Source organism: Streptomyces sp. NPDC102467, from assembly GCF_044765445.1.
GTDB lineage: Bacteria > Actinomycetota > Actinomycetes > Streptomycetales > Streptomycetaceae > Streptomyces.
On the sequence record NZ_JBIWKA010000009.1, the window covers coordinates 379,136 to 404,656 of the forward strand.

General features: G+C 71.1%; 26 protein-coding genes and 1 pseudogene. 13 read left to right on the top strand and 14 right to left on the bottom strand.

Annotation, left to right across the window (positions count from 1 at the left end; translation table 11 throughout):
- Positions 1 to 13: 13 nt before the first annotated feature.
- Positions 14 to 700, bottom strand: a complete 687-nt coding sequence (locus ACIREE_RS21210) for a response regulator transcription factor (protein WP_404154145.1) — start codon at positions 698 to 700, stop codon at positions 14 to 16.
- Between the two features lie 257 nt (positions 701 to 957).
- On the opposite strand from ACIREE_RS21210, the gene ACIREE_RS21215 reads away from it, so the two are divergent.
- The 8 genes from ACIREE_RS21215 (at position 958) to ACIREE_RS21250 (ending at position 7,705) form a co-directional block, all read left to right on the top strand.
- A complete protein-coding gene (locus ACIREE_RS21215) occupies positions 958 to 1,737 on the top strand; it encodes an amino acid ABC transporter ATP-binding protein (RefSeq protein WP_404154148.1) in 780 nt (259 codons plus the stop codon).
- A gap of 95 nt (positions 1,738 to 1,832) precedes the next feature.
- Positions 1,833 to 2,750, top strand: coding sequence for a glutamate ABC transporter substrate-binding protein (locus ACIREE_RS21220; RefSeq protein WP_404154151.1), 918 nt, complete (start codon positions 1,833 to 1,835; stop codon positions 2,748 to 2,750).
- A gap of 102 nt (positions 2,751 to 2,852) precedes the next feature.
- Positions 2,853 to 3,500 carry an amino acid ABC transporter permease gene (locus ACIREE_RS21225; protein ID WP_404154154.1) on the top strand — a complete coding sequence of 216 codons (648 nt, stop codon included), beginning with the start codon at positions 2,853 to 2,855 and terminating at the stop codon, positions 3,498 to 3,500.
- A complete protein-coding gene (locus ACIREE_RS21230) occupies positions 3,497 to 4,420 on the top strand; it encodes an amino acid ABC transporter permease (protein ID WP_404154157.1) in 924 nt (307 codons plus the stop codon). The genes ACIREE_RS21225 and ACIREE_RS21230 overlap by 4 nt, the downstream gene beginning before the upstream one ends.
- Before the next feature lie 207 nt (positions 4,421 to 4,627).
- On the top strand, positions 4,628 to 6,277 hold the full coding sequence (locus tag ACIREE_RS21235) for an FAD-dependent monooxygenase (RefSeq protein ID WP_404154160.1): 1,650 nt from the start codon (positions 4,628 to 4,630) through the stop codon (positions 6,275 to 6,277).
- A gap of 224 nt (positions 6,278 to 6,501) precedes the next feature.
- Positions 6,502 to 6,591 (top strand): putative leader peptide, encoded by a 90-nt coding sequence (locus tag ACIREE_RS21240; protein ID WP_344442854.1) that lies wholly within the window; start codon positions 6,502 to 6,504, stop codon positions 6,589 to 6,591.
- 113 nt (positions 6,592 to 6,704) lie between these two features.
- A complete protein-coding gene (locus ACIREE_RS21245; protein ID WP_404154282.1) occupies positions 6,705 to 7,304 on the top strand; it encodes a cysteine dioxygenase in 600 nt (199 codons plus the stop codon).
- Positions 7,301 to 7,705, top strand: coding sequence for a rhodanese-like domain-containing protein (locus ACIREE_RS21250; protein WP_404154163.1), 405 nt, complete (start codon positions 7,301 to 7,303; stop codon positions 7,703 to 7,705). The genes ACIREE_RS21245 and ACIREE_RS21250 overlap by 4 nt, the downstream gene beginning before the upstream one ends.
- Before the next feature lie 269 nt (positions 7,706 to 7,974).
- Here the strand turns inward: ACIREE_RS21250 and recX are convergent, their stop codons facing one another.
- The 6 genes from recX to ACIREE_RS21280 all read right to left on the bottom strand — a co-directional run bounded on the left by recX (position 7,975) and on the right by ACIREE_RS21280 (position 13,173).
- Positions 7,975 to 8,760 (bottom strand): recombination regulator RecX, encoded by a 786-nt coding sequence (gene recX / locus ACIREE_RS21255; RefSeq protein ID WP_404154165.1) that lies wholly within the window; start codon positions 8,758 to 8,760, stop codon positions 7,975 to 7,977.
- A gap of 3 nt (positions 8,761 to 8,763) precedes the next feature.
- Positions 8,764 to 9,882 (bottom strand): recombinase RecA, encoded by a 1,119-nt coding sequence (recA, locus tag ACIREE_RS21260; protein WP_404154168.1) that lies wholly within the window; start codon positions 9,880 to 9,882, stop codon positions 8,764 to 8,766.
- A 229-nt stretch (positions 9,883 to 10,111) separates the two neighbouring features.
- Positions 10,112 to 10,483 (bottom strand): MerR family transcriptional regulator, encoded by a 372-nt coding sequence (locus ACIREE_RS21265; protein WP_404154171.1) that lies wholly within the window; start codon positions 10,481 to 10,483, stop codon positions 10,112 to 10,114.
- Between the two features lie 53 nt (positions 10,484 to 10,536).
- Positions 10,537 to 11,562 carry an MDR family NADP-dependent oxidoreductase gene (locus ACIREE_RS21270; protein ID WP_404154174.1) on the bottom strand — a complete coding sequence of 342 codons (1,026 nt, stop codon included), beginning with the start codon at positions 11,560 to 11,562 and terminating at the stop codon, positions 10,537 to 10,539.
- Between the two features lie 118 nt (positions 11,563 to 11,680).
- A complete protein-coding gene (locus ACIREE_RS21275) occupies positions 11,681 to 12,919 on the bottom strand; it encodes an AI-2E family transporter (RefSeq protein ID WP_404154176.1) in 1,239 nt (412 codons plus the stop codon).
- 59 nt (positions 12,920 to 12,978) lie between these two features.
- Positions 12,979 to 13,173: a DUF3046 domain-containing protein gene (locus ACIREE_RS21280; RefSeq protein WP_404154179.1), complete on the bottom strand. Its 195-nt coding sequence runs from the start codon at positions 13,171 to 13,173 to the stop codon at positions 12,979 to 12,981.
- 79 nt (positions 13,174 to 13,252) lie between these two features.
- Here ACIREE_RS21280 and ACIREE_RS21285 point away from each other — a divergent pair, with 79 nt between their 5' ends.
- Entirely contained in the window at positions 13,253 to 14,203 is a 951-nt protein-coding gene (locus tag ACIREE_RS21285) for a hypothetical protein (RefSeq protein WP_404154182.1), read from the top strand.
- 17 nt (positions 14,204 to 14,220) lie between these two features.
- Here the strand turns inward: ACIREE_RS21285 and ACIREE_RS21290 are convergent, their stop codons facing one another.
- Positions 14,221 to 14,529 (bottom strand): helix-turn-helix domain-containing protein, encoded by a 309-nt coding sequence (locus ACIREE_RS21290; RefSeq protein WP_404154285.1) that lies wholly within the window; start codon positions 14,527 to 14,529, stop codon positions 14,221 to 14,223.
- Between the two features lie 121 nt (positions 14,530 to 14,650).
- On the opposite strand from ACIREE_RS21290, the gene ACIREE_RS21295 reads away from it, so the two are divergent.
- Entirely contained in the window at positions 14,651 to 14,920 is a 270-nt protein-coding gene (locus tag ACIREE_RS21295; RefSeq protein WP_404154185.1) for a hypothetical protein, read from the top strand.
- A 556-nt stretch (positions 14,921 to 15,476) separates the two neighbouring features.
- On the opposite strand, the gene ACIREE_RS21300 is transcribed toward ACIREE_RS21295, so the two are convergent.
- The 3 genes and pseudogenes from ACIREE_RS21300 to ACIREE_RS21310 all read right to left on the bottom strand — a co-directional run.
- On the bottom strand, positions 15,477 to 15,785 hold the full coding sequence (locus tag ACIREE_RS21300) for an AzlD domain-containing protein (RefSeq protein ID WP_404154187.1): 309 nt from the start codon (positions 15,783 to 15,785) through the stop codon (positions 15,477 to 15,479).
- The gene (locus ACIREE_RS21305) at positions 15,782 to 16,570 is read right to left on the bottom strand and encodes an AzlC family ABC transporter permease (RefSeq protein ID WP_404154190.1); all 789 of its coding nucleotides are present in this window, start codon (positions 16,568 to 16,570) and stop codon (positions 15,782 to 15,784) included. The genes ACIREE_RS21300 and ACIREE_RS21305 overlap by 4 nt, the downstream gene beginning before the upstream one ends.
- Before the next feature lie 113 nt (positions 16,571 to 16,683).
- Positions 16,684 to 17,610 (bottom strand): annotated as a pseudogene (locus ACIREE_RS21310) (AraC family transcriptional regulator); the annotation flags it as partial.
- Here ACIREE_RS21310 and ACIREE_RS21315 point away from each other — a divergent pair.
- From ACIREE_RS21315 to ACIREE_RS21325, 3 genes are all read left to right on the top strand, one after another.
- A complete protein-coding gene (locus tag ACIREE_RS21315; protein ID WP_404154193.1) occupies positions 17,522 to 22,300 on the top strand; it encodes an ATP-dependent helicase in 4,779 nt (1,592 codons plus the stop codon). The pseudogene ACIREE_RS21310 and the gene ACIREE_RS21315 sit on opposite strands and share 89 nt — an antisense overlap.
- Before the next feature lie 70 nt (positions 22,301 to 22,370).
- Positions 22,371 to 23,195, top strand: a complete 825-nt coding sequence (locus ACIREE_RS21320; protein WP_404154196.1) for a DNA-formamidopyrimidine glycosylase family protein — start codon at positions 22,371 to 22,373, stop codon at positions 23,193 to 23,195.
- Between the two features lie 32 nt (positions 23,196 to 23,227).
- The gene (locus ACIREE_RS21325) at positions 23,228 to 24,010 is read left to right on the top strand and encodes an SDR family NAD(P)-dependent oxidoreductase (RefSeq protein ID WP_404154199.1); all 783 of its coding nucleotides are present in this window, start codon (positions 23,228 to 23,230) and stop codon (positions 24,008 to 24,010) included.
- Here the strand turns inward: ACIREE_RS21325 and ACIREE_RS21330 are convergent.
- The 3 genes from ACIREE_RS21330 to ACIREE_RS21340 form a co-directional block, all read right to left on the bottom strand.
- Positions 23,958 to 24,308 (bottom strand): hypothetical protein, encoded by a 351-nt coding sequence (locus ACIREE_RS21330; RefSeq protein ID WP_404154202.1) that lies wholly within the window; start codon positions 24,306 to 24,308, stop codon positions 23,958 to 23,960. The genes ACIREE_RS21325 and ACIREE_RS21330 overlap by 53 nt on opposite strands.
- A gap of 115 nt (positions 24,309 to 24,423) precedes the next feature.
- Positions 24,424 to 24,897, bottom strand: coding sequence for a Dps family protein (locus tag ACIREE_RS21335; protein ID WP_404154205.1), 474 nt, complete (start codon positions 24,895 to 24,897; stop codon positions 24,424 to 24,426).
- 175 nt (positions 24,898 to 25,072) lie between these two features.
- Entirely contained in the window at positions 25,073 to 25,453 is a 381-nt protein-coding gene (locus tag ACIREE_RS21340) for a helix-turn-helix domain-containing protein (RefSeq protein ID WP_404154208.1), read from the bottom strand.
- Between the last annotated feature and the right edge of the window lie 68 nt (positions 25,454 to 25,521).

Genomic DNA, 25,521 nt, shown 5'->3' on the forward strand with positions numbered 1-25,521 from the left:
TCTACGGCTTCCGCTACGCGGCCGGCGCGACGAGCCGGTAGCCGACGCCCCGCACGGTCTCGATGAGGGCGGGCATGCGCAGCTTGGACCGCAGGGAGGCGACATGCACCTCCAGGGTGCGCCCTGTCCCCTCCCAACTGGTCTGCCAGACCTCGCTGATGATCTGCTCCCGCCGGAAGACGACGCCCGGCCGCTGCGCGAGCAGGGCCAGCAGGTCGAACTCCTTGCGGGTGAGCTGGACGACGGATCCCTCCACGGTGACCTGCCGCGTGGGCAGTTCGATGTGCACGCCGCCGAGCCGCAGCCCGCTCCCGGCCGCGGGCGCGGCCTCCCCGCCCGCGTTGCGCCGGCTGACGGCATGGATGCGGGCCAGCAGCTCACCGGTGTCGTACGGCTTCACCACGTAGTCGTCCGCGCCGAGGTTGAGCCCATGAATGCGTGACCGCACGTCGGCGCGCGCGGTCACCATGATGACGGGGGTCGACGTCCGCTTGCGGATCTTGCCGCAGACCTCGTAGCCGTCCTGGTCGGGCAGGCCCAGATCGAGCAGGACGACGCCGAACGCGTCGGGCTCGGGGACGAGCGCCTGCAGCGCCTCCTCCCCGTTGCGGGCATGCCGCACCGAGAAGCCGTGCCTGGCCAGCACGGCGGACAGGGCCGCGGCCACATGATCGTCGTCCTCGACGAGCAGCAGTCTCAATGTGGCCCCCTCCTCACACGTTCCGGCCTCTTCAGGTTCACCAAGGCATCCACGCTGATACATAAGGACGACGTCAAGAGCCTGCAGGTTACGTACGTGTTCCGTTATGCAGCCGGTACGCGGGACCCGCGCCCCCTTCACGCGCAGCGGCTGGTTGCGGCCGGATCGTTATGCTCAATTTCCCCTCAGATGTGCTGACGCTGGTCGTATGGCGTTACTACTGTCCTCCCAACCGAGGAGGATGGAGCAAGACCCCGATGACCGAAGTTTCGGTGACCAAGGACGCCACTCCCCCTGCGGGCGACGCGCTGGTCTCGCTGAGCGAAGTGAACAAGCACTTCGGAGCACTGCACGTACTCCAGGACATCGATCTGACCGTCGCGCGAGGTGAGGTCGTCGTCGTCATCGGCCCGTCCGGCTCCGGCAAGTCGACCCTGTGCCGCACGATCAACCGCCTGGAGACGATCGACTCCGGCAGTATCACGATCGACGGCAAGCCGTTGCCCCAGGAGGGCAAGGAACTGGCCAGGCTGCGCGCGGACGTGGGCATGGTGTTCCAGTCCTTCAACCTCTTCGCGCACAAGACTGTGCTCGAGAACGTGACGCTGGGCCAGATCAAGGTCCGCAAGGCGGACAAGAAGCAGGCGGAGGAGAAGGCCCGGACGCTCCTCGACCGGGTCGGCGTCGGCGCGCAGGCGGACAAGTACCCCGCCCAGCTCTCCGGCGGCCAGCAGCAACGCGTCGCCATCGCCCGCGCATTGGCGATGGACCCCAAGGTGATGCTCTTCGACGAGCCGACATCGGCGCTCGACCCGGAGATGATCAACGAGGTCCTCGAGGTGATGCAGCAGCTCGCCCGGGACGGCATGACGATGGTGGTGGTCACGCACGAGATGGGCTTCGCCCGCTCGGCGGCCAACCGCGTCGTCTTCATGGCGGACGGCCGGATTGTCGAGGAGTCCGTCCCCGACCAGTTCTTCAGCAACCCGCGCAGTGATCGGGCCAAGGACTTCCTGTCGAAGATCCTGCACCACTAGACGCGCGCGGGCGTGTGCGCCCCTGACAACGGGCGTCCCGCGCGCGCGTGTTGAGTTTTTCACTGCTGAATCTGCCGACATGAAGGATGTTCCCCATGAAGTTCCGCAAGTCCGCCGCTGCGGCGACCTTGGCCGTGCTCGCGCTCACCGCCACCGCCTGCGGCGGCGACTCCGGCAACGCCGGTGACAAGCCCGCCGGTACCACCGGGGGCAAGAACCAGCCGAAGCTGCCGACGTACACGGTCGCCAAGGACGTCAAGGTCGACTCGGCGACCCTGAAGAAGGCCCAGAAGGCCGGCAAGATCGTCTTCGGCGCCAAGAACGACCAGCCCTACCTCGGCTTCGAGGACACGGACGGCAAACGCTCCGGCTTCGATATCGAGATCGCCAAGATGGTCGCCGCCGACCTCGGCTTCAAGCCGTCCCAGATCGAGTTCAAGACCGTCGACTCGAACGTCCGCGAGACCACCATCTCCAAGGGCGAGGTCGACCTCTACGTAGGCACCTACACGATCAACGACGAGCGCAAGAAGCAGGTCGGTTTCGCCGGTCCCTACTTCATGGCCGGCGCCGACCTCCTGGTGCGCAAGGACGAGAAGGGCATCACCGGCCCGGACTCGCTCAAGGGCAAGACGGTCTGTTCCATCAAGGGCTCGACTCCGCTCCAGGAGATCAAGAAGCCCAAGTACGGCGCGAAGACCATCGAGCTGTCCAAGTACTCCGAGTGCGTGCAGCAGCTTCTGAACAACGAGGTCGACGCCGTCACCACCGACGACGCGATCCTCAAGGGCTACGCCGCCCAGCGTTCCGAGAAGCTGCGGGTCGTCGGCAAGCCCTTCACCAAGGAGCCGTACGGCGTCGGCATGGTCAAGGACGACAAGGCGCTGCGCGACGCGGTCAGCGACGCGATCGAGGCGCACGAGAAGAACGGCGACTACGAGAAGGCGTACGACGCGACGCTCGGCCTGTCCGGCTCCGCGTTCACCGCGCCGCCGGCCCTCGAGCGCTACTGATCAACGCCTGAGGAGTCCGTCTCCGCCGCGGGCGCACCCTTGGTGGTGCGCCCGCGGTACGGCCCCTGTTGCCCGTCCGCTGCCGCCCACGAGGACATCCCCGTGAACGTATTGCTCGACTATCTCCCGGAGTTCCGCGAGGGGTTCATAGGCACTGTCCTGCTGACCCTGTTCAGCGGACTCCTGGCGATGGTCCTCGGCGTGATCATCGCCGGTTTCCGTGTCTCCCCCGTCCCGCCCCTTCGACTTTTCGGCACCGCCTGGGTCACGCTCTTTCGCAACACGCCCCTGACGCTGCTCTTCCTTGTCGTCTGGTTCGTCATCCCGGTCCTCTTCCTGCCGGGCATGAACCCCTGGACCAAGGCGCTGCTCGCGCTGAGCTGCTACACCTCGGCGTTCGTCTGTGAGGCCGTCCGGTCCGGCATCAGCACGGTGCCGCTGGGCCAGGCCGAGGCCGCCCGGTCGATCGGCATGACCTTCGCGCAGACACTGCGCATGATCATCCTTCCGCAGGCCACGCGGACCGTACTGCCGCCGCTCAGCTCGATCTTCATCGCGCTGACCAAGAACTCCGCCATCGCGGGCGCCTTCAGCGTCGCCGAACTCTTCGGCGTCCAGAAGTTGCTGAGCGACAAGGGGTACGCGATCGGCTGGATCTTCCTGTGGGTGGCCCTCGGCTACCTCATCATCACCTTCACCATCAGCGGTCTCTTCCGGCTGCTCGAGCGGCGCATGGGGGTCGCACGATGAGTTCGAGCGTCCTGTACGACGCACCCGGCCCCAAGGCCCAGGTGCGCAACCGGATCTACACGGTCATCGGCTCCCTCGCGGTGCTCGGCCTGATCGCGTTCACCCTCTACCGGATGAACGTCACGGGTCAGTTGGAGCCCGAGGTCTGGAACATCTTCAACAACGCGGGGGTACGCGCCAACATCCGCGACGGCGTGCTGACCACCCTGAAGGTCTTCGCCTGCGCCGGCGTGCTCTCCCTGCTGCTGGGCCTGCTCCTCGCGGTGGCACGCCTGTCCGACCACAAGGCCGTCAGGTGGTTCGCGACCGGCTTCATCGAGCTGTTCCGCGCCATCCCTCTGCTGATCACGATCTACGCCCTGTGGGTGCTTTTCCTCACCTACAAGGAGAACCTCGGGGCGGTCGGCGAGGACTCCGCCTTCTGGGCTCTCGTCATCGGCCTGTCCGTCTACAACGGTTGTGTTCAGGCCGAGGTCCTGCGGGCCGGCGTCAACGCCGTACCGCGCGGCCAGGTCGAAGCGGCGTACGCGCTGGGACTGCGCAAGTCCCAGGTGATGACCATGCTGCTGTTGCCGCAGGCCGTCCGCGCCATGCTGCCGACGATGATCAGCCAGCTCGTGGTGACCCTGAAGGACACCTCGCTCGGCTACATCATCACCTACGGCGAGTTGCTGTTCGCGGCCCGCACCATGGCCAACAACATCATCGTCAACGGCGACAACCCGATCACCGCGGTGGTCATCGTGGTGGGTGCCATCTACATCGCGATGTGTCTGGCACTGTCGTCACTCGCCTCCTGGATCGAGCGACGGGGCCGGCGCACCAAGAAGGGCGTGGCCGTGGCTCCCGCGGGCGAGCCCGCCGTGGAGATGTCCGAAATCGAGCAGGCCCTCGACAAGGGCACCAACAACGGCGTCTGACGGAACATCATCGACCGTTCCGGTACGACAGAGGCAGTGGCGTGATCGCCACTGCCTCCGTCACTTGACGCAAGCACTGGCAATGGGTTGCATACGCTCTGTGAACGTGCACCCCGCTCCAACTGCCCTTTCTTGTACGTCCAGTACGCCACCCGCGTTCCGCGGGACGCTTTCCGGCGGACTTCCCGGGGCAGGAGGAGCCGCGCCGTGGATCCGGTGATCGTCGTCGGCGCGGGCCCCGTCGGGCTCACGCTGTCCCTCGCCCTCGCCCGCCACGGCGTACCGTCCGTAGTGCTCGACGAGGGTCCCGGCAAGGACGAGCAGCGTCCCGCACGCACGGTCGTACTGCGGGAGGACACCGCGGCGCTCGCCGAGCGGCTTGCGGGTACGTCGTTCGACGGGGCCGGCTCCCGTTGGACCGGCTGGCGTTCCCTGCGCCGTGCACAGGAGATGCGTACGCTCACATTCGGTGAGCAATTGCCCGCTCCCCTGCACATCGCCCAGCACGAATTGACCGGCGCGCTCCGCGAGGCCGTGGCACGGGAGCGACTCGTCAAAGTCGCCGTCGACAGCCGCCTCGACGGGATCGAGGAGGAGAAGGCCGGACTGACCGCGCACACGCGCGGCCCCAAGGGCACCTGGTGGCGCGGCAGTTACCTGGTGGGCTGCGACGGCCCCCGCTCGACCGTCCGCAAGCTCCTCGACATCCGATTCCCCGGCCGCACCGCCGTCGAACGACACGCGGTCGCCGCACTGCGCACGGAACTTCCATGGCCCGGCGAAGCGTTGCTTCACCGGAGCCCTCCGTGGCGAACCTCGGGACCATCGGGCCCGGAGATCGTCGGCCGCCCCCTCGCCGACGGTATCTGGCGCCTGGACTGGCTGCTGCCGCCCCGCAGCGACCTGGTCACCCCGGATGTACTGGTGTCGCGCATCCGGGAGACCCTCGCGGGCTGGTGCGGAGGCTCCACCCCGCCGTACGAGCTGCTGGACACGGGCGTCCACACCGTCCACCACCGCCTGGCCCGCCGGTGGCGTGTGGGCCGCGTCTTCCTCGCGGGGGACGCCGCGCATCTGCTCGGCGCGCTCGGCACCCAGGGCCTCGACGAGGGGTTGCGCGACGCGGACAACCTCGCGTGGAAGCTGGCCCTGACCTGGCACGACGGGCCACGCCCGGTCCCGGCCGCCCTGCTCGACAGCTACCAGGCCGAGCGCCGCGCCGTCGTCGCGGGGCGGCTGCGCGCCGCGGACCAGGCGCTGCCGATACTGCGCGGAGGCGGCGGACTGCGCTCCTACGTTCCCGGCAGCGCCCGCGGCCATGACGCACTGCTCACGGACGGCCACCTGGGGCACGGCCCCCTCGGCGCGCCGGGGTCGTACGCCGACTCCCCCCTCGCACCACCGCACACCGAGTCGATGGTGGACGTGGGCACGGCGCCGGGCGCCCCGATCGCCGATGTGCGGGTGACGGCGCCCGACGGCTCGTTCGTCCGGCTCCGGGACCGGCTGGGCCTCGGGCGGCTGCTCGTCGTCCTCGTCGCGCCCGGCACCGGCGTATGGGAGCGCAAGCACTGGATGTCGGCGGGCCTGATGCCACGGCTCGCGGCGGCCGTCACCGCGCTGCCGCACGAGGCCGAGCTGCTCGTCGCGGAGAGTTACCCCGAGGCCGCCGCCCACACTGTGCTGCTGATCCGGCCCGACGGACATCTGGTCACAGCGCTGAGCGGCGTGCGCCCCGCCGAGCTGTACGAGGCGGCGCAGACCGCGCTCGGCGGCCCGGCGCCGGACGGCGACCCCGTGGCGACCGGGGCGACCGGGGCGAAGGCGGGTGGGGCGAAGGCGGGTGGGCCTGCCTGAACGTCCGTGGGCCCGTCGCGGCCGCCGCCCGGCCGCGCGGGCCTCTCGGAGGGGGGAGCCGGTCTTCCCGGGGGTTTTCGCGGGCTTTCCCGGGGGCCTTTCCATGCTCTCCTCAAGCGCGCATCGGGTCTTTCTCCGGCCTTGCTCGCACCTCTCTCGCGCGGTCCTCGGGCCGTCCTGAACGTGAGTTGACCGGCATCCACAGCCGTGGTGTACTCCGGAGCGTGACGATCGACACCGATGTACGCCTGTGGCGGAGGGTCCATATGGACCTCGTCCGCTACGCGGGCTGCGTGTGTCGCCCGTCCTGCTGAATTCGCCTTCTTCACCTCCCCGCGTGCCTGCCTGCGATGCCGTCTCTCGGCCCCCGCGGCGCGCGCCCTTCGCGAACTCCAGGACGGTACTCGTGTCTCTGCCCACATCACCTGTGTCTCTGCCCCCGTCATCCCCGTCAACCCCGTCTGCGACCTCATCCGCATCATCGACGTCGCCCCCGGCTTCCCTCCCCTCATCCCGGCCGGCCGCGCCCGAAGCGGCGCCCACCCAAGCCGAACTGCTCGACTTCGTCCGCCGCACCGCCGCGGACCGCGACCTCATCGCCTCCCTGCCGCTGGATCCGGAGGGGCGTACCTGGGTACAGCTCGACGGCCCCGGCGGCAGCGAGGCCTGGCTCATCGGCTGGCCGCCCGGCACCGGCACGGGCTGGCACGACCACGCCGAATCCGTCGGTGCCTTCCTCACCGCGTCGGGTGAGCTGAAGGAGAACTCCCTGGCGGCGCGGCTGCCCGCCGACGGCTGGCAGACCCTGGAACTGTCCGAAGGGATCGACAGGAAGCGGCAGTTGACGGCCGGTCAGGGCCGCGCCTTCGGGCGCCACCATGTGCACGAGGTGCTGAACGAGTCCCTCGCCGAACACGCCGTCTCGGTGCACGCCTACTACCCGCCGCTTCCGCAGATCCGCCGCTACAGCCGCACCGGCCAGGTGCTGCGCCTTGAGACGGTGGAGCGCCCGAAAGACTGGCAGTGAGCACCGCCGACGCGCGCCCGCCAGGCATCGACGAACTGCTCGATCACGTCCGGTCCGGGCTCGACCGGATCGAGGCGCGGGAAGCGTTCGACGCGGCCTCCCAAGGCGAGGCGCTCCTCGTCGACATCAGGTACGCGGCACTGCGCGAGCGCGACGGGCTGATCCCCGGCGCGCTGGTGGTCGAGCGCAACGAACTGGAGTGGCGCCTCGACCCGCAGGGCAGCCATCGCGCCCCCGAGGCGACAAGTCACGATCTGCGCGTCGTGGTCGTCTGCAACGAGGGCTACGCCTCCAGCCTCGCGGCGGCATCCCTGCGACAACTGGGGCTGCACCGGGCGACAGACCTGGTCGGCGGTTTCCAGGCGTGGCGAGCGGCGGGCCTCCCGGTCACCGGAGCCTGACGGCTTACCCCGGGGCCCGGGCGCCTGGGGGTGTTGCGGCTCGCTGTTTGGGGCGTTGCGGCTCGCTGTCTGGGGTTGCTGCTTGCTTCTCGCTCCCCGGACGGCGCGGCACGGCCAGGACCCGGGCGCGACCAGGGTGATGCCGCTGCCCCCGGGCCACCCTGGCCCGGCGTCACGGTCCCGCACCCTGCGCACCCCGCACCCCGCACCCCGCACCCCGCACCCCGCATGCACCCTGCGCGGCACGCAGTCGGTCGGCGGTCGTCCCGCTACTCCCCGAACCCCAAGTCCTCTGTCTCCTCCCCCTCTTCCTCCAGTGCCTGACGCACCAGACGGAGCGCCATGCCCTCGGAGTAGCCCTTACGGGCGAGCATTCCCGCGAGGCGGCGCAGCCTCTTGTCGCGGTCGAGGCCGCGCGTGGAGCGGAGCTTGCGGGCGACGAGTTCGCGCGCGGTCTCCTCCTCCCGGTCGGCGTCGAGCTGCCCGACCGCCTCGTCGATCACCGTGGAATCCACGCCCTTGGTGCGCAGTTCACGAGCGAGCGCCCGACGGGCCAGCCCCCGCCCGTGGTGCCGCGACTCCACCCAGGCATCCGCGAAGGCGCTGTCGTTGATCAGCCCGACTTCCTCGAACCGGGACAGCACCTCCTCCGCCACTTCGTCCGGGATCTCCCGCTTGCGCAGCGCGTCGGCCAACTGCTTGCGCGTGCGCGGGGTCCCGGTGAGCAGACGCAGGCAAATGTTCCGCGCCCGCTCCGCCGGGTCCCCTGACGGCTCTCCTCGCCCGGCCCTCGTCGAGCCGGGAGGCCCGTCGTCCTGCGCGCCAGCGCCGGGTGGGTCCCCGAACCCGCCCCTGCGCCGGCGTCCGCGCGCGCCGGATGTCCCCCGCGACCGTCCCCCGCGGCGCGGCCCGCCCGCCGCGCCGTCCCCCGCTTCGACCTCGTGCCCGGTCTCCCCGTACGCGGCATCGTCGTACGCCTCGTCGCCCCCGTGTCCCCGCTCCCCGGGCGCGGCGGGGACGGCGTCGTACTCGGCCCAGTCGGTTCGTCGTGTCACGGACTAGCTCTTGACCGCCGCGGCCTTGGACTTCGCGGTCTTGGGCGCGGGCACCGTCTTGGCCGCGTCCTCGGCCGGAACCTCTGCCACCGCGTCCGCGGCCGGCTCGGCGTCCGGCTCCTTCGGGCGGACACCGACGCCCAGCTTCTCCTTGATCTTCTTCTCGATCTCGTTGGCCAGGTCGGGGTTGTCCTTCAGGAAGTTGCGCGCGTTCTCCTTGCCCTGGCCGAGCTGGTCGCCCTCGTACGTGTACCAGGCGCCGGCCTTGCGCACGAAGCCGTTCTCCACGCCCATGTCGATCAGGCCGCCCTCGCGGCTGATGCCGTGCCCGTAGAGGATGTCGAACTCGGCCTGCTTGAAGGGCGGCGCGACCTTGTTCTTGACGACCTTGACGCGCGTACGGTTGCCGACCGCGTCGGTGCCGTCCTTCAGCGTCTCGATCCGTCGGATGTCGAGCCGCACCGAGGCGTAGAACTTCAGCGCGCGGCCACCGGTCGTCGTCTCCGGGGAGCCGAACATCACACCGATCTTCTCGCGCAGCTGGTTGATGAAGATCGCGGTGGTCTTCGACTGGTTGAGCGCGCTGGTGATCTTTCGCAGGGCCTGGCTCATCAGGCGGGCCTGCAGACCCACGTGCGAGTCACCCATCTCGCCCTCGATCTCCGCGCGCGGCACGAGTGCGGCGACGGAGTCGATGACGATCAGGTCGAGGGCGCCGGAGCGCACCAGCATGTCGACGATCTCCAGAGCCTGCTCGCCGTTGTCCGGCTGGGACAGGATCAGGTTGTCGATGTCGACGCCGAGCTTCTTCGCGTACTCGGGGTCGAGAGCGTGCTCGGCGTCGATGAAGGCCACCGAACCGCCCGCGCGCTGCGCGTTCGCCACGGCGTGCAGCGTCAGTGTCGTCTTACCGGAGGACTCCGGGCCGTACACCTCCACCACGCGGCCGCGCGGGATGCCGCCGACGCCGAGCGCGACGTCCAGCGCGGTCGATCCGGTGGGGATGACCTCGATGGGGTCATTCGGCCGCTCGCCCATGCGCATGACCGCGCCCTTGCCGAATTGCCGTTCAATCTGTGCGAGCGCGGCTTCGAGCGCCTTCTCGCGGTCAGTACCTGCCATGGGTTCCACCCGGTTTGCTTGTGTCGATCGCTTCACGTCAAAGACGCTAGCGCCTGCCACTGACAATCGGCCTCGACGCCCGTCCGCCTGTGGATAACTCGAGGCTCCTCGCCCGGTCACTCTCTCCGGATCCCGTGGGATTCCTGAGAAGAAAGCCCCTGGTTCCCCCATGAGAATGGATGTTCGATTTTGGTGTCAAGCGCACCACGCGGGGACGGAGCCGTCGAGATCACTCGCTGTCGTGTGCCCGTCTCGCGAGGTTTTCACGCAGCTCTGTCAGCCGGTCGATCTCGGCGTCCAGGGCCGAGAGACGGCGGGCGACGACCGACGGCGCGGGGGCGCCGGGCTCCGGGGCGGCGCAGCGCGGCGGCGGATCCTGAGCGAGCAGCGGCAGCCGGTCCGCACTGCCGCGCAGGTCCTCGACGGTGAGTCCGAGAGCGAGCAGATCACGGATGATCCGGACCTGGACGACCTCACCAGGGCCGTACTCGCGCTGGCCGGAAGCGGTGCGTACGGGCGGGGACAGCAGCCCGCGCTGCTCGTAGAACCGCAGCGCCCGAGGAGTGGTACCGGCCGCTGCCGCCGCCTCGCCGATCCGCATGCCGCCCCCTCCACCCGCCCCGGCGCGCGCCCGTGACCACGGGCCCACGTCGGCTACACGTCCACCACGACGGCGCCGAAGTGCCTGCCCTCCATCATGTCCCGCAACGCCTGCGGCGCGCGGTCGATACCCGCGATCCTGGCGTGCGGAAAGACGATCTCCCCGGAGCGCAGCCAGCCCCCGAAGCGGCTGTACCACTCCTTCTCGACATCGGGGTGGTCCGCGCCGCTGTACCCGCGCAGCGAGACGCTCTTGGCCAGGAGGCGGTAGGCGTCGATCTCCACCGGCGCGCTGCCCCCGCTCCGGTCGGCCGCCAGTTGCCCCGACAGCGCGCCGATGAGTGCGAACCGCGCCCCGTGCCGGGCCACGCCGAGTGCGGCGACGAGTTGTTCCCCCGCGACGTTGTCCACCAGGACGTCGATGCCCTCGGGCGCCGCCTCGGCGAGCTGGTCGGCGAGCGGTCCTGCGCCGCGCAACACGACCGCGTCATAGCCGAGTTCGGCGACCAGCCGCTCGGCCTTCACCTTTGAACCCGTGGTGCCGATGACGCGCTTCGCGCCCAGCAGCCGGGCGATCTGGCCGGCGAGGGACCCCACCGCACCCGCCGCTCCGGTGACGAGGACGACATCGCCGTCACGGACACCGACGAGCCGCGTCAGCGCTCCGTATGCGGCCGATCCCGGGGAGAGGCTCGCGACCGGATCGGGCAGCGCGGCGTCCAGGGCAGTGCACTCGGTGGCGGGCACCAAGGCGTACTCCCGCCAGCCGCGCATGTGGGTCACCAGGTCGCCGATGCGCAGCGGCCCGTCCGCGGGCGCGGCCACGACCTCGCCGACAGCCGGGCCGGACAGCGCGTCCCCGCGGTGCAGTTGAGGCATCGGCGCCCCTTCGGCCTCCCCGCTCATCAGGGTGCGCAGTCCGGGGAAGACCAGAAAGTGCCGGTTCCTGACCAGGACCTCGCCCGCTCCGGGGGCGGTGAGCGCCTCCTCCACGATGGTGAAGTGCTCCGGCGCGGGCAGCCCCTGCGGGACCGCCGCGAGCTGTACGTGGCGAGTGGTTTCGGGCAGAGCTGTAGTCATGATCGGCCTCCGGTCGGGTTCGGTCAGCGGTCCGTTGGGCGGTCCGCCGCCCCCGGAGTGCGGTGACGCTAACCCCTGACGCGCACGTCAAGGTCAAGCCCCGAGTGGAGGAACCTGCTTACTCGTCTTCGGAGTTGGGCTCGTTCGGCCCTCGCAGGGCGCGTCGCGCGCGGGCGAGGACCGTCGCGCCGCCGCGCCTGCGGTGCCCGTGCACGCGCGGGTCGTCGGTGACGTCGTACCGCTTCACATAAGCGCCCAGGAACGCCTGCAGCGTCGCGACGGCGGGGATCGCGATCAGCGCGCCCACGGCACCGAGCAGCGCCGTGCCCACGATGACCGACCCGAAGGCGACCGCGGGGTGGATGTCCACCGTCTTCGCGGTCAGCTTCGGCTGCAGCATGTAGTTCTCGAATTGCTGGTACACGACTACGAAGATGAGCACCCAGAGCGCGTACCAGGGGTCCACGGTGAAGGCGATCAGCATCGGCAGCGCGCCCGCCAGGTAGGTGCCGATGGTCGGGATGAACTGCGAGACGAGGCCCACCCAGACAGCGAGCACCGGCGCGTACGGCACACCGAGCGCCTGCAGCAGGATGTAGTGCGCGATCCCCGAGATCAACGCCATCAGGCCGCGCGAGTACAGGTAGCCGCCCGTCTTGTCGACGGCGATCTCCCAGGCGCGCAGTACCTCGGCCTGTTTGGCGGGTGGCAGCACCGAGCACAGCGCGCGCCGCAGCCGCGGCCCGTCGGCGGCGAAGTAGAACGAGAACAGCGCGACCGTAAGGAGCTGGAAGAGCCCGCCGAGCACCTGCCCGGACACGTCCAGGACGCCGGTGGCGCTGTTCTGGACGTATTTCTGGAGCCAGTCCGAGTGCAGCAGGCTGTCCTGGACCTCGACGCGGTTGAGCTCCGTGTGGAACGTCTGGTTGACCCAGCTGATGACCTGGTCGAGGTATTTCGGGAAGTCCTCGACCATGTCCACGATCTGCCCGGCGAGCATCGATCCCATCAGCACGACGAAGCCCGCGCACGCGATCATCACCGCGAGGAAGACGAGGCCCGTGGCGAGGCCTCGGCGCAGGCCGCGCGCCGACATCCAGCTCACCGCGGGCTCCACCGCGAGCGCCATGAAGAAGGCGATCAACACGTTGATCAGCAGCCCGGTGATCTGGTGGAAGGCCCAACTGCCGAGCTGGAAGCAGGCGATGAGAGCCAGGGCGAGCACCATCGCGCGCGGCAGCCAGCGCGGCATGCCCGCGCGCGGCGCCGGCGCCGGGCCGGGCGGCCGCTCGGGAGGTGTCGTGCCGGGCGGTGCGTCGTCGTCCGCCACCTGGAGGTTCTCGTCTGTCGCTGCCACGGGGCCAGTCTCGCCCACACCACCGGCCACCGGTGACCGCCCCCGGCCCGCCGGTGCGGTCAGCGCCTGTCGGCGGGCACGTCCATCGTGGTGCACACCACGCGCCAGACGTCCTTCGCCTCCCAGCCGGAGTCGAGCGCCTCTTGGACCGTGCGCCCGCCGAGCCCCGCCATCACGTGGTCGCGCGCGAACGTATCGGCGTACTCGGACCCGAAGTGGCCCGCCATCCGCTGCCAGAAAACCGTCAACCGCATGCCTCCAGTATCCCGCCCCTGAGAGTGGGGCCCCGCCGGGGAGGCTCACCGAGAACGCTTTCCGTCCTACGGTCGGTGCATGGCCGAAACCGGAGCTTCCCCACTCCCCTCATCGCCCTCGGCACGCTCCCCGCTCTCCCGTGCCGAACCGTTTGTCTGGCTGACCGCGCGCGTCCTGGAACAGCGTCGCTTCGCCTATCACTTCCTGGAGGGCTCGTCCGCCGCGGCCGATGCCGTCGAGACCGCCCTGGCCGCCCACCGCAACGAGGACGACGGCTACGGGCACGCCCTCGAACCCGATCTGCGCGGCCCGGTCAGCCAGCCCCTGCACACCGGTCACGCGCTGCGGGTCCTCGACTCGATCGGGCGGTGCTCCGGACAGCGCGTGGAACGGGTGTGCCGCTATCTGACCGCCGTCTCCACGTCGGAAGGCGCCCTTCCGGCGGTGCATCCCAGCCAGCGTGACTATCCGCACGCACCGTTCGTGCCCGTGGTCGACGATCCGCCCAGCGAGCTGCTGGCCACCGGCCCGGTGGTGGGCCTGCTGCATCGCAACGAGGTGTGGCACGCCTGGCTGTTCCGCGCCACGGACTTCTGCTGGGCAGTCGTCGAGTCCCTGAAGACGTCGCATCCGTACGAGGTCGAGGCGGCGGTCGCCTTTCTGGACGGTGTGCCGGACCGCTCGCGCGCGCGGGTCGCCGCCGACCGGCTCGGGCGTCTCGTCCGCGAGCAGCGGCTCGCGGTGTTCGATCCGGGGCGCGTGGACGACTACCCGGTCGCTCCCGGCTACGCGCCGGGCGAGCACCACTTCCCGTACGACTACGCGAAGGTTCCCGAGTCGCTGGCCCGATCCTGGTTCACCGACGAGGAGATGGCCCTCGCACTGGACCACCTGGAGAGCGAGCAGCGGGAGGACGGCGGCTGGCCGGTCAATTGGCGCCAGTGGGCGCCGGGCATCGCCTTGGAGGCGCGCCCCATGGTGACGATCGAGGCGCTGCGCACCCTGCGCGCCTACGGACGTCCCTTGTAGTCGGTTGCGAGCTGTGGTCAGTCCCCGGAGTCACGCAGAAGCAGCGCCGCAAGTGCGAGAGCCGTGCCACGCGGGGACGACAGGTCGATTCCGGTCTGCTCGGTGATCTTCGCGAGCCGGTTGTCGACGGTGTTCGGGTGCAGAGCGAGCGCGGCGGCGGTGGCCCTGCGGTCCTGCTGATGGGCCATGTGGCTGCGCAGGGTCTCCAGGAGTTCCGGCCGCTCCGCGATCGGATCGAGGAGCGCGGCGATGCGGTGGCTGCTCTCGTTGCGCCGCGACAGGTGGTACTCGAGCAGGATGTCGTCGAGCCGGTGCAGACCGGCCAGCCGGCCGCACGCGCGCGATGCGCAGGATCTCGGTCGCGGTGCGGGCCCCGTCGGTGATGTGCTCGGGTCCGTCCACCCGCACCGCGGCCACGCGTACCTGTAGGCCGCTGGCCTTGCTCAGGTGCTGCGGCAGGTCGTCGGGCGGGGCGCAGTCCTGGGGGACGATGACACGGCCGCCGTCACCGTCGAGGAGCGCAAGCACATCCACCCCGAAAGCGCGGTCCAGGACGGTCTGGACGCGTCGCAGCCGACGGCGTACCGCCACCGGGCCTTCGGGTGGCGGGGAGTCGAGGCCCAGCGCGAGGACGAGGGCGGGGCCTTCGAGGCGGAGCTGGTCGAGCAGCACATGGCCGGGCGGGACCATGCCGTCGAGCAGGCCGCGTACCAATGACCGCTGCTGAGCCCGCTGTTCGGCCTCCAGGGCGGAGCGTTCGTCCAGGTACGTCTCGGCGACCGCGCCCACGATGGCGGGGTGGCTCGCGAGCAGGATGTCGACCAGCTCGACGAGAGCGGCTTCCTCCCCGGGGCGCGCGACGTCGCGCAGCGCCTGCCACAGGACGTAGACCCCGAGCGCGTGGGTGCGCAGCAGGAGGTGCAGCGGCATGCCCTCCTCGGCGCGCTGAGCGGCCCTCTCGCGGAACAGCCGGTGACTGTCGGGCTGCTCCGGGCCGGAGTCGTCGACGCGGGGCGCAGGAAGAGCCGTACACCGTGCCGGGCGGTCGCGGCGATCTCCAGGTCCTTCACGTCGTCGGGCAGATCCGCGTACCCGGGCAGCTCCTCGAAGGAGTCGCGGGCCATGGGGCGGGCCAGCTCGTTGACGCGCGGCTCGCAGCGCGCGGCGAGAGAGCGCGCTTCGGGCGACAGAGGCACGGTTCCTCCCTCGATTCTATGTAGACGCGTCACATTAGGGCGTGCCCTACGGATCAGTTCCCCCGTGACTCATCAGGTCACCCCGTAAGAGCCCGCATCCCTGCCGTGACGACCACGGCAGCGGCGACGACCACGAGGAACGGCGCGCGCAGCACCAGCGCGACGGCCGCCGCGGCAAGACCCGCCGCCTTGGCGTCGAGGATCAGCACGCGCCCCTCCGCGAACGTCTGCTGCGCCGTGAGTGCGGCGAGCAGCGCGACCGGGAGCAGCGCAGCGAGGCGTTTCACGACGGGCCGCTCCAGGGCGCCCGCGGGCACGAGCAGGCCGATCAGCTTGACGGCGTAACAGCCCACCGCGGTGACGCCGATGGCGATCCAGATGTTCAACGGTCTCCTCCTTGCTCAGCATCGGGCACGGCAGGACGGCGACGGCCCTCTACGTAGAGAACGGCCGGTGCGGCGAGTGCGGCCACCAGGACGGGGACGCCGGGGGGCAGCACAGGAAGCAGGCCGAGCCCGAGCACGACGGCTATGCCCGCGACGGCCCGCTCCGTAGTGGTCTTCAGCATCGGTGCCAAGAGGGCGAGGAAGACGGCGGGCCCGGCCGCGTCGATCCCCCAGGCGTCGGTGTCGCCGATGGCCTCGGCTCCGAGGGCGCCGAACAGCGTGGTCAGGTTCCACAGGACGTACAGGGTCAGCCCGGTGACGGTGAAACCCATGCGCACGCTGCGTCGCGTCGGCTGGGCCAGGGCGACGGCCGACGTCTCGTCGATGACCCAGTGCGCGGCGAACGGCCGCACCGCGCGCGGGAGGGCCAGCAGCTGGGAGAGCCGCAGTCCGTAGAACGCGTTGCGCACCCCGAGGAAGAACGCGCCCGCGGCGGCGGTGAACGGGTTGCCGCCGGCCGCGAGCGCGCCGACGAGTGCGAACTGCGACGCCCCCGTGAAGACGAGAAGGCTGAGCGCGCAGGTCTGCAGCACACTGAGGCCGCTGCCGGCCGAGGTCACTCCAAAAGCGAATCCGGACAGACCGACGGCGACACCGACGCCGAGCGCGTCGCGGACGACGGCGGCATCGGACTTGCCGGCCTCTTTCGTGTGCTCGGGTTCGGCGTGCCCGGGACGCGGCTGGTCCGCTGGTCGTATGTCTGCGGGTGTCGTCTGTTCTGCCACGCCTCGGACAGTACGAGGGGGCGCCCGTCAGCGTCTTGTACGTTCTTGCGCTCACGCTGGTACGCCCCCGGAGGCACCCCGACGATCCGGGTGAAGTGCCGGTTCAGGTGCGGCTGGTCGGTGAAACCGACGGCCACGGCGGCATCGGCGGGCGCTGTCCCCTTCTCCAGGAGGCGACGCGCGACGCGCACCCGCGCATTGGTGAGCCAGGCGTGCGGCGGCATCCCGTAGGCGTCACGAAAGGCCCGCAGGAGCGCGAACGGGCTGGTGCCGAGGTCCGCCGCGAGGATTTCCAAGGACGGCGGGTCGGTCATGCCCGCTTCGAGGACATCCCGCGCGCGTGCCGCGGCCGTGGCCCCCGCCGACCGGCGCGGCCGCTGCGCGAGCGCCGTGCCGTGGTCGCGCAGCAGCCGGGCGAGTACGACCCGCAGCACGCTGTCGGCGGCCAGCGCGTTGCCCTGTTCGGCGGCCCGGTGCACCTCGCGGATCAGGTCCGCGGCCCGGGGATCGGTGACGATGGTCTCGCCGAAGCCCACGGTGCCGCGGACCGTGGTGATCTCCGCGGCGACCTCGCCGACGACCTGCGCCGACGGGTAGAGCGTGGAGTAGGACCAGCCATCGGGCCCGCCGGCCCGCGCGGTGTGCGCCACCTCTGGATTGATCATGACGACGGTGCCGGGTACGGCGTGCACGGTGCTGTCGGGCATGCCGACCTCTTCGACGCCGCGGCTGACCGCGCCGAACACATACCCGTCGTGGCTGTGGCGCGGGAAGGTGTGCCGCAGGTAGCGGGCGCGCAGCAGATCGAGCCCGGGCAGCCGTTCGTACTGCCAGTGCCGCGCCCACTCGCCCTTGCCCGCCATGCCCCCATTCTGCGCCACGTCACCCTGATGAACCAGTCGTTTCCGCAGGTCACGGCCATTGTCAGTGGTGGGGTGCAGGATGGGGGACATGGTCAGGTCCAGGCAGGGTGCCCAGAGCGGTCCCAGTGCCCGCAGCGCCCTTGACGGGTTCTCCCCCGCGACGCGAGGTTGGTTCATGGGGGCCTTTCCCACGCCCACGTCCGCGCAGGCCGGGGCGTGGCAGGCGATCGGCGAGGGGTCGGATGTGCTGGTCGTCGCACCGACCGGTTCGGGCAAGACACTCGCCGCGTTCCTCGCCGCCCTCGATCAGCTCGCCACCACGCCCCCGCCCGCCGACCCGAAGAAGCGCTGCCGCGTCCTGTACGTGTCTCCGTTGAAGGCCCTCGCGGTCGACGTCGAGCGCAATCTGCGCAGCCCGCTCATCGGAATCCGACAGGAGGCCGTGCGCCTGGGCCTGCCCGAGCCCGAGGTGAAGGTCGGCATTCGCTCGGGTGACACCCCGCAGGCCGAGCGCCGCGCGCTGGCCACGCGCCCGCCGGACATCCTGATCACGACACCGGAATCGCTGTTCCTGATGCTGACGTCGGCCACGCGCGAGGCGCTGACCGGTATCGAGACGGTGATCCTGGACGAGGTGCACGCGGTGGCGGGCACCAAGCGCGGCGCGCACCTGGCGCTCTCGCTGGAGCGGCTGGACGAGTTGCTGCCCCGCCCGGCCCGCCGCATCGGCCTGTCCGCGACGGTCCGCCCGGTCGACGAGGTGGCGCGCTATCTGTCGCCGCAGCGCAAGGTGGAAATCGTCCAGCCGCCGTCCGGCAAAGAGTTCGACCTGTCGGTGGTGGTCCCGGTCGAGGACCTCGGCGAGCTCGGTGGATCCCCGGTCGCCGACTCCGACCAGGGAGCCGAGCGTCCCTCGATCTGGCCCTCCGTGGAGGAACGCATCACGGACCTCATCGAGGCCCACCGCTCCACGATTGTCTTCGCCAACTCACGGCGCCTGGCGGAGCGCCTGTGCAACAGGTTGAACGAGATCTCCTACGAGCGGGCCACCGGCGAGTCCCTCCCCGAGGACCACTCACCCGCCGAGCTGATGGGCGGCTCCGGCGCGGCGACGGGCGCCCCCCAGGTCATCGCCCGCGCTCACCACGGCTCGGTCTCCAAGGAGCAGCGCGCACTCGTCGAGGAGGACCTGAAGGCGGGCCGGCTGCCCGCCGTCGTCGCCACGTCCAGCCTCGAACTCGGCATCGACATGGGCGCCGTCGACCTCGTCATCCAGGTGGAGTCGCCGCCCTCCGTCGCCTCGGGCCTGCAGCGCGTGGGGCGTGCGGGCCACCAAGTGGGCGCGGTGTCCACGGGCGTCGTGTTCCCGAAGTACCGCGGTGACCTGGTGCAGTCCGCGGTCGTGACCGAGCGGATGCGCTCGGGCGCCATCGAGTCGCTGCGCGTCCCGGGCAACCCTCTGGACGTGCTCGCCCAGCAGGTGGTCGCGATGACAGCCCTGGACACGTGGCAGGTCGACGACCTCCTCGCGCTCGTCCGCCGGGCGGCCCCCTTCGCCTCGCTCCCGGAGTCGGCGTTCACCGGCGTACTCGACATGCTCGCGGGCCGCTATCCGTCGGACGCCTTCGCCGAGCTGCGCCCGCGCGTCGTCTGGGACCGCGTCGCCGGCACGATCACGGGCCGCCCCGGAGCCCAGCGTCTTGCCGTCACCTCCGGGGGCACGATCCCCGACCGCGGCCTGTTCGGCGTCTTCCTCGCGGGCGCCGATCCCAAGAAGGGCGGCGGCCGCGTCGGCGAGCTCGACGAGGAGATGGTCTACGAGTCCCGTGTGGGCGACGTCTTCACTCTGGGCACCAGCTCCTGGCGTATCGAGGACATCACGCGTGACCGCGTTCTCGTCTCCCCCGCCCCCGGGGTCCCCGGCCGGCTCCCCTTCTGGAAGGGCGATCAGCTGGGCCGCCCGCTCGAACTGGGGCGTGCGGTGGGCGCGTTCCTCCGCGAGGTCGGCTCACAGAAGCCGGACGACGCGCGCGTGCGCCTCGCCGCGGCGGGCCTGGACACCTGGGCCGTGGAGAACGTGCTGTCGTACCTGGCCGAGCAGCGCGAGGCATGCGGCCACATCCCGGACGACCGCACCATCGTGGTCGAGCGCTTCCGGGACGAGCTGGGCGACTGGCGCGTCGTCGTGCACTCCCCGTTCGGCGCCCAGGTGCACGCCCCGTGGGCGCTCGCACTCGGCGCCCGGCTCAGCGAGAAGTACGGCATGGACGCGCAGGTCATGCATGCCGACGACGGCATCGTGCTGCGCCTGCCCGACGCCGACCTGATGAGCCTGGACCTCCTCGACCAGGAGCCCGCCAAGCCGGGCCTGGAGTACGACGCGGAGCAGGCCCCCATCGGCGCCGCGGACGTCGCCTTCGACAAGGGGGACGTCGACCAGCTCGTCACCGACCAGGTGGGCGGCTCGGCCCTGTTCGCGTCCCGTTTCCGCGAGTGCGCCGCTCGCGCGCTGCTCCTGCCCAAGCGCAACCCCGGCAAGCGCACGCCGCTGTGGCAGCAGCGTCAGCGCGCGTCGCAACTGCTCCAGGTGGCAAGTGAGTTCGGGTCCTTCCCGATCGTCCTGGAGGCGGTGCGGGAGTGCCTCCAGGACGTCTTCGACGTACCGGGCCTCGCGGAGCTGATGGGCGACATCGAGTCCCGCAAGGTGCGCCTCGTCGAGGTCACCACCCCGGAGGCGTCCCCCTTCGCCCGCTCGCTCCTCTTCGGTTACGTCGCGCAGTTCCTCTACGAGGGCGACTCCCCGCTCGCCGAGCGCCGCGCGGCCGCGCTGTCCCTGGACTCCCGCCTGCTGGCCGAGTTGCTGGGCCAGGCCGAGCTGCGCGAGCTGCTCGACGCGGACGTGCTCGCCGAGCTGGAGCAGGAGCTGCAGTGGCGCACGGAGGACCGCCGCATCAAGGATGTCGAAGGCGTCGCGGACCTGCTGCGTCTCCTGGGGCCGCTCACGGACGCCGAGTTGGCCGAGCGGGGCGCCGAGTCCGGCTGGGCCGAGGACCTCGCGTCCGCCCGGCGGGCCATCCGGGTCCGCGTCGCCGGAGCCGACCACTGGGCGGCGATCGAGGACGCGGGCCGTCTGCGCGACGCCCTCGGCACCGCGCTCCCTGTCGGCGTCCCCGAGGCGTTCACCGAGCCGGTCAAGGACCCGCTCGGCGACCTCCTGGCCCGCTATGCCCGCACCCACGGCCCGTTCACCTCCACCCAGGCGGCCGGCCGCTTCGGCCTGGGCACCGCCGTCACGGAGGGCGCCCTCCAGCGTCTCGGTGCGAACGGCCGGGTCGTGCAGGGCGAGTTCCACCCCGCCGGCATCGGCCAGGAGTGGTGCGACGCGACCGTGCTGCGCCGCCTGCGCCGCCGCTCCCTCGCCGCGCTGCGGCACGAACTGGAGCCGGTGCCCCCAGCCGCCCTGGCCCAGTTCCTGCCCCAGTGGCAGAACCTGAGCGGCCACGGCCTGCGCGGGGTCGATGGTCTGGTCCGTGCCGTGGAGCAGCTCCAGGGCGCCTCCGTACCCGCCTCGGCCCTGGAGAAGCTCGTCCTGCCCTCCCGGGTCTCCGGCTACGCACCGGCGCTGCTCGACGAACTCACGGCATCCGGCGAGGTGTTGTGGGCCGGCGCGGGCTCGCTCCCCGGCAAGGACGGCTGGGTCTCCCTCTACCTCGCCGACGCCGCCCCGCTCCTCCTGCCGCCCCCGCACCCCCTGGAGCTCACGCCGCTCCACCAGGCCGTCCTGGACAGCCTCTCCGGCGGCTACGGCCTGTTCTTCCGGCAGATCGCCGACCAGGTCCGTGCCACCGCGCTCCCCGAGGGCTTCAAGGAGCAGCATGGTGCCCCCATCAGCACCACCGATCCTCAACTGGCCGACGCCCTCTGGGACCTGGCCTGGTCGGGCCGCCTCACGAACGACACGCTCGCCCCGATGCGCGCCCTCCTCGGCTCCGGCCGCACCGCGGGTTCCACCGCCCACCGTGCCCGCAGAGCCGTCCCGCGCGGCCGCTACGGAAGCCTGACGGCCGCCGCCAGAGCCACCTCGCGCACCGGCCCGCCCACGGTCGCCGGCCGCTGGTCGCTCCTGCCCGCCCTGGAGCCCGACCCGACCGTGCGCGCCCACGCCCTGGCCCACACCCTCCTGGACCGGCACGGCGTGGTGACCCGTGGCGCGGTCGCCGCCGAAGGCGTCGAGGGCGGCTTCTCGGCGACGTACCGGGTGCTGTCCGTCTTTGAGGAGAGCGGGCAGGCCCGGCGGGGCTATGTCGTGGAGGGGCTCGGTGCCGCCCAGTTCGCGATGGACGGCGCGGTGGACCGCCTACGGGCGGCGGCCAACGCGCAGGAGCGTGGCGCACCTCCGCCCGACCCCTACGGACCGGTCGGCGGCCCATCTGCCCCCGCCGCCAAGACCGCCGCTCCCCGCGCCCTGGTCCTCGCGGCCGCCGACCCGGCCAACGCGTACGGCGCCGCGCTCCCCTGGCCCGAGCCGCCCACACGCGCGGGCCACAAGCCGGGCCGCAAGGCCGGTTCCCTGGTGGTACTGGTCGACGGTGAGCTGACGCTCTACATGGAGCGCGGCGGCAAGAGCCTCCTGGCCTGGCCCAGCACCGCAGCGGAATCCGCAGCGCCGACAGCCGCCGATGTCGCGGACGACGCCCGGCTGCCCGCCGCCGCCCGCTCGCTGGCCGAGGCGGCCCGCTCCGGCGCCCTCGGCACGATCACCGTGGAGCGGATCAACGGGGAGGCCGCGCTCACCTCCCCGTACGCCCCCCTCCTGGAAGGAGCCGGTTTCCACGCGACGCCCCGCGGCCTGCGCCTGCGCGCATGAGATGCGCGCCGACAGCGCCGCCCCGGTCGCTCGACCGCCCCATGGAGGGCGCGCCGCCTACGCTTGAGTCATGCCCGAGGGAGACACCGTCCTACAGGCCGCGAAGCGGCTGCACACCGCACTCGCGGGTCAGGTCCTCATCCGTTCCGACCTGCGCGTCCCCCGCTTCGCCACGGCGGACCTGACCGGCCGTACGGTCCTGGACGTCATCTCACGCGGAAAGCATCTGCTGACCCGTATCGAGGGCGGTCTCACCCTGCATTCGCACCTGCGGATGGACGGCTCCTGGAAGATCTACGCCCCGGGCGAGCGCTGGCGCGGCGGCCCCGCGCACCAGATCCGGGCCATCCTCGCCAACGAGTCGCACGCGGCAGTGGGCTACCGCCTGCCCGTGCTCGAGCTGCTGAAGACCACCGAGGAATCCAAGGCCGTCGGCCACCTCGGCCCCGACCTGCTCGGCCCGGACTGGAATCCCGAGACGGCCCTGAGCAACCTGCGCAAGGACCCCACCCGCGCTCTCGGCGAGGCCCTCCTCGACCAGCGCAACCTCGCCGGCATCGGCAACGTCTACAAGTCCGAGATCTGCTTTCTCCTGCGCGTCACGCCCTGGCTCCCGGTCGGCGAGCTGACGCCCGAGACTGCCGAACTCATCCCGCCGCTCTCCAAGAAGCTCCTCGAAGCCAACCGCGACCGCCCCAACCGGGTCACCACCGGCAACGCCCGCCCCGGCGAGGGCCTGTACGTCTACGGCAGAGCGCGACGCCCCTGCCGGCGCTGCCGTACCCCGATCCGCGTGGCCGAACAGGGCGACGGCTCGCGCGAACGCCCCACCTACTGGTGCCCCACCTGCCAGCCGGGCCCACACCCCACCAGGTATCCCACGCACGGTAATTGACGGGCCGTCAGATCAGCTCGTACGGTCCCCTCATGCCCGTCAAGGCGTACGACCTCACCGGACGCACCGCATTCGTCACCGGCGCCGCGAGCGGCATCGGGCGCGCCTCGGCCACGCTGCTCGCAGAGGCGGGGGCCACCGTGCACTGCGCGGACCGCGACACGCAGGGCCTGCACGAGACGGCGGCGCTCATCAAGGACACCGGAGGCACGGCCCACCCGCACACCCTGGACGTGTCCGACCGCGGCCAGGTCGCCGAAGCCATAGCCGCCGCCTGCGCGACCAGCCCCACCGGCGCGCTGGACATCATGGCTGCCATCGCCGGAATCATGCACAACAGCCCCGTCCTGGAGACCCTCGACGAGGACCTCGACCGCGTACTCGCCATCAACTTCAAGGGCGTGCTGTACGCGTGCCAGGAGGCGGCCCGCACCATGATCGCGGCCGGCACCCGCGGCAGCATCGTCACGATGGCCTCGGGCGCGGTCGACACCGGCGGTCCCGGCCTGCTCTGCTACGGCGCGGCCAAGGCCGCCGTCGTGCAGCTCACCAAGACGCTCGCCACAGAGGTCGGACCGCACGGCATCCGGGTCAACGCGGTCGCGCCGGGCTGGATCCGTACACCGATGACGAGCCGCCACGACGAGAGCGTCCAGGCCCACACGGAGTCGCTGATGGTGCGCATGGCCCCGCTCGGCCGCGTCGGCGAACCGGCGGACATCGCGCACGCGGTGCTGCACCTCGCCTCGGACGCCGCGGGGTTCACGACCGGCCAGATCCTCCGTCCGAACGGCGGCGTTGCCATGCCTTGGTGACCTGCCCCCGCGCCCCCGTCCCCAGCAGCTGGCCCGCCCGCACCGCCCGCGACCGCACCCGCCGCGCCCCATGGTGCCCCGGCACCCCTGCGACCCCCGCCGCCCGCCCCTTCGGCAGCGCGTGCACCGGCAGCAGACTGAGCCCCCAGCCGCCGAACGTCACCGCCCCTTCGAACACCCCGGCGTCCGGTGCGAGGGCCAGGCGCAGCACGCCCCACCACCACAGCGCACCGAGTACCACGCCCGGTATCCAGCGCAGCAGCCGACGAGCCACCGACCGCTCACCTCCGCCCGTCACCGGTATGGCACCTCGACGCCAAAGGCCCCCCATCAGCCTCGACAGGGCGCACCAAGGGCGCGCCACGATCGCCTTGACGCGCCCCCACACTCCGTACCGCTCGGAAACCGGGCCCTCAGCCGCGGTTCTCGGCCTGGAACATCCAGTGGTGCTTCTCCAGGTCGGCCGTGATGCCGATGAAGATGTCCTGGCTCACCGGGTCCGCTTCGCCGGTCGCTCCGATCCGCCCGCGCATCCGGGTGATCACCGCGCCGAGCGCCTCCACCAGCGTCCCCACGGCGTCCGTGTCCTTCACCCAGCCGTCGGACACCGTGCCGATGCCGCTGCTCGCGGCCACGGTCGCCGCCCGGCCGTCCGGCGGGACGCCCAGCGCCGAGGCCCGCTCCGCGACCGTGTCGGAGTGCAGGCGTGCGGTGTCCACTACCTCATCGAGCTGGAGGTGTACGGAACGGAACCTGGGACCGACGACGTTCCAGTGGACCTGCTTCGCCACGAGGGAGAGGTCCACCAGGTCCACGAGCGCCCCTTGCAGCGCCTCGGACACCGTCTTCAGATCAGCATCGGACAGCGGGCTCTTCACGACGTACATCCGTCACCTCCATGTGGAAATCATCACCAACGATGGCACACATGGACTATTACGGACACACGAAGCTCCGAACCGGGACGCTCCGCACCGGGTCCTCCGACGTCGAGCGCACAGCAGAGAGCCCCGACCTGCTTCCCGGCCGGGGCTTTCACACATGTCACACTGCGCGCAGGCGCTACGCCGCTACGACGTCGACCGCCTCCGCAGGCGCCTTGATCGTCACCCGTTCCGGCGGTACGCCGGTCACGGAGACCGCATTCAGCATTGGGCGAACCGGTGCGTGCACCGGCCCTGACGGGACCGCTGCTGCCGACTCGGCCAGCTCCGCGAGAGCGAGATCGTCACTCACCTCGCGCATCAGCTCGGACATCCGTACGTCAAGCGCGTCGCAGATAGCGGAGAGCAGCTCGGAGGATGCCTCCTTCTGCCCCCGCTCCACCTCGGAGAGATAGCCGAGCGAGACTCGGGCGGACGAGGAGACTTCGCGCAGAGTACGGCCCTGGCGCTGGCGCTGCCGACGCAGCACGTCACCCAGCAGGCGACGGAGCAGAATCATCGGTGGCTCCCTCCTCGGACCGCGTAGCCGCATCCTTCACGCCCCACCGTACCGCCTCGTGCCGCGGC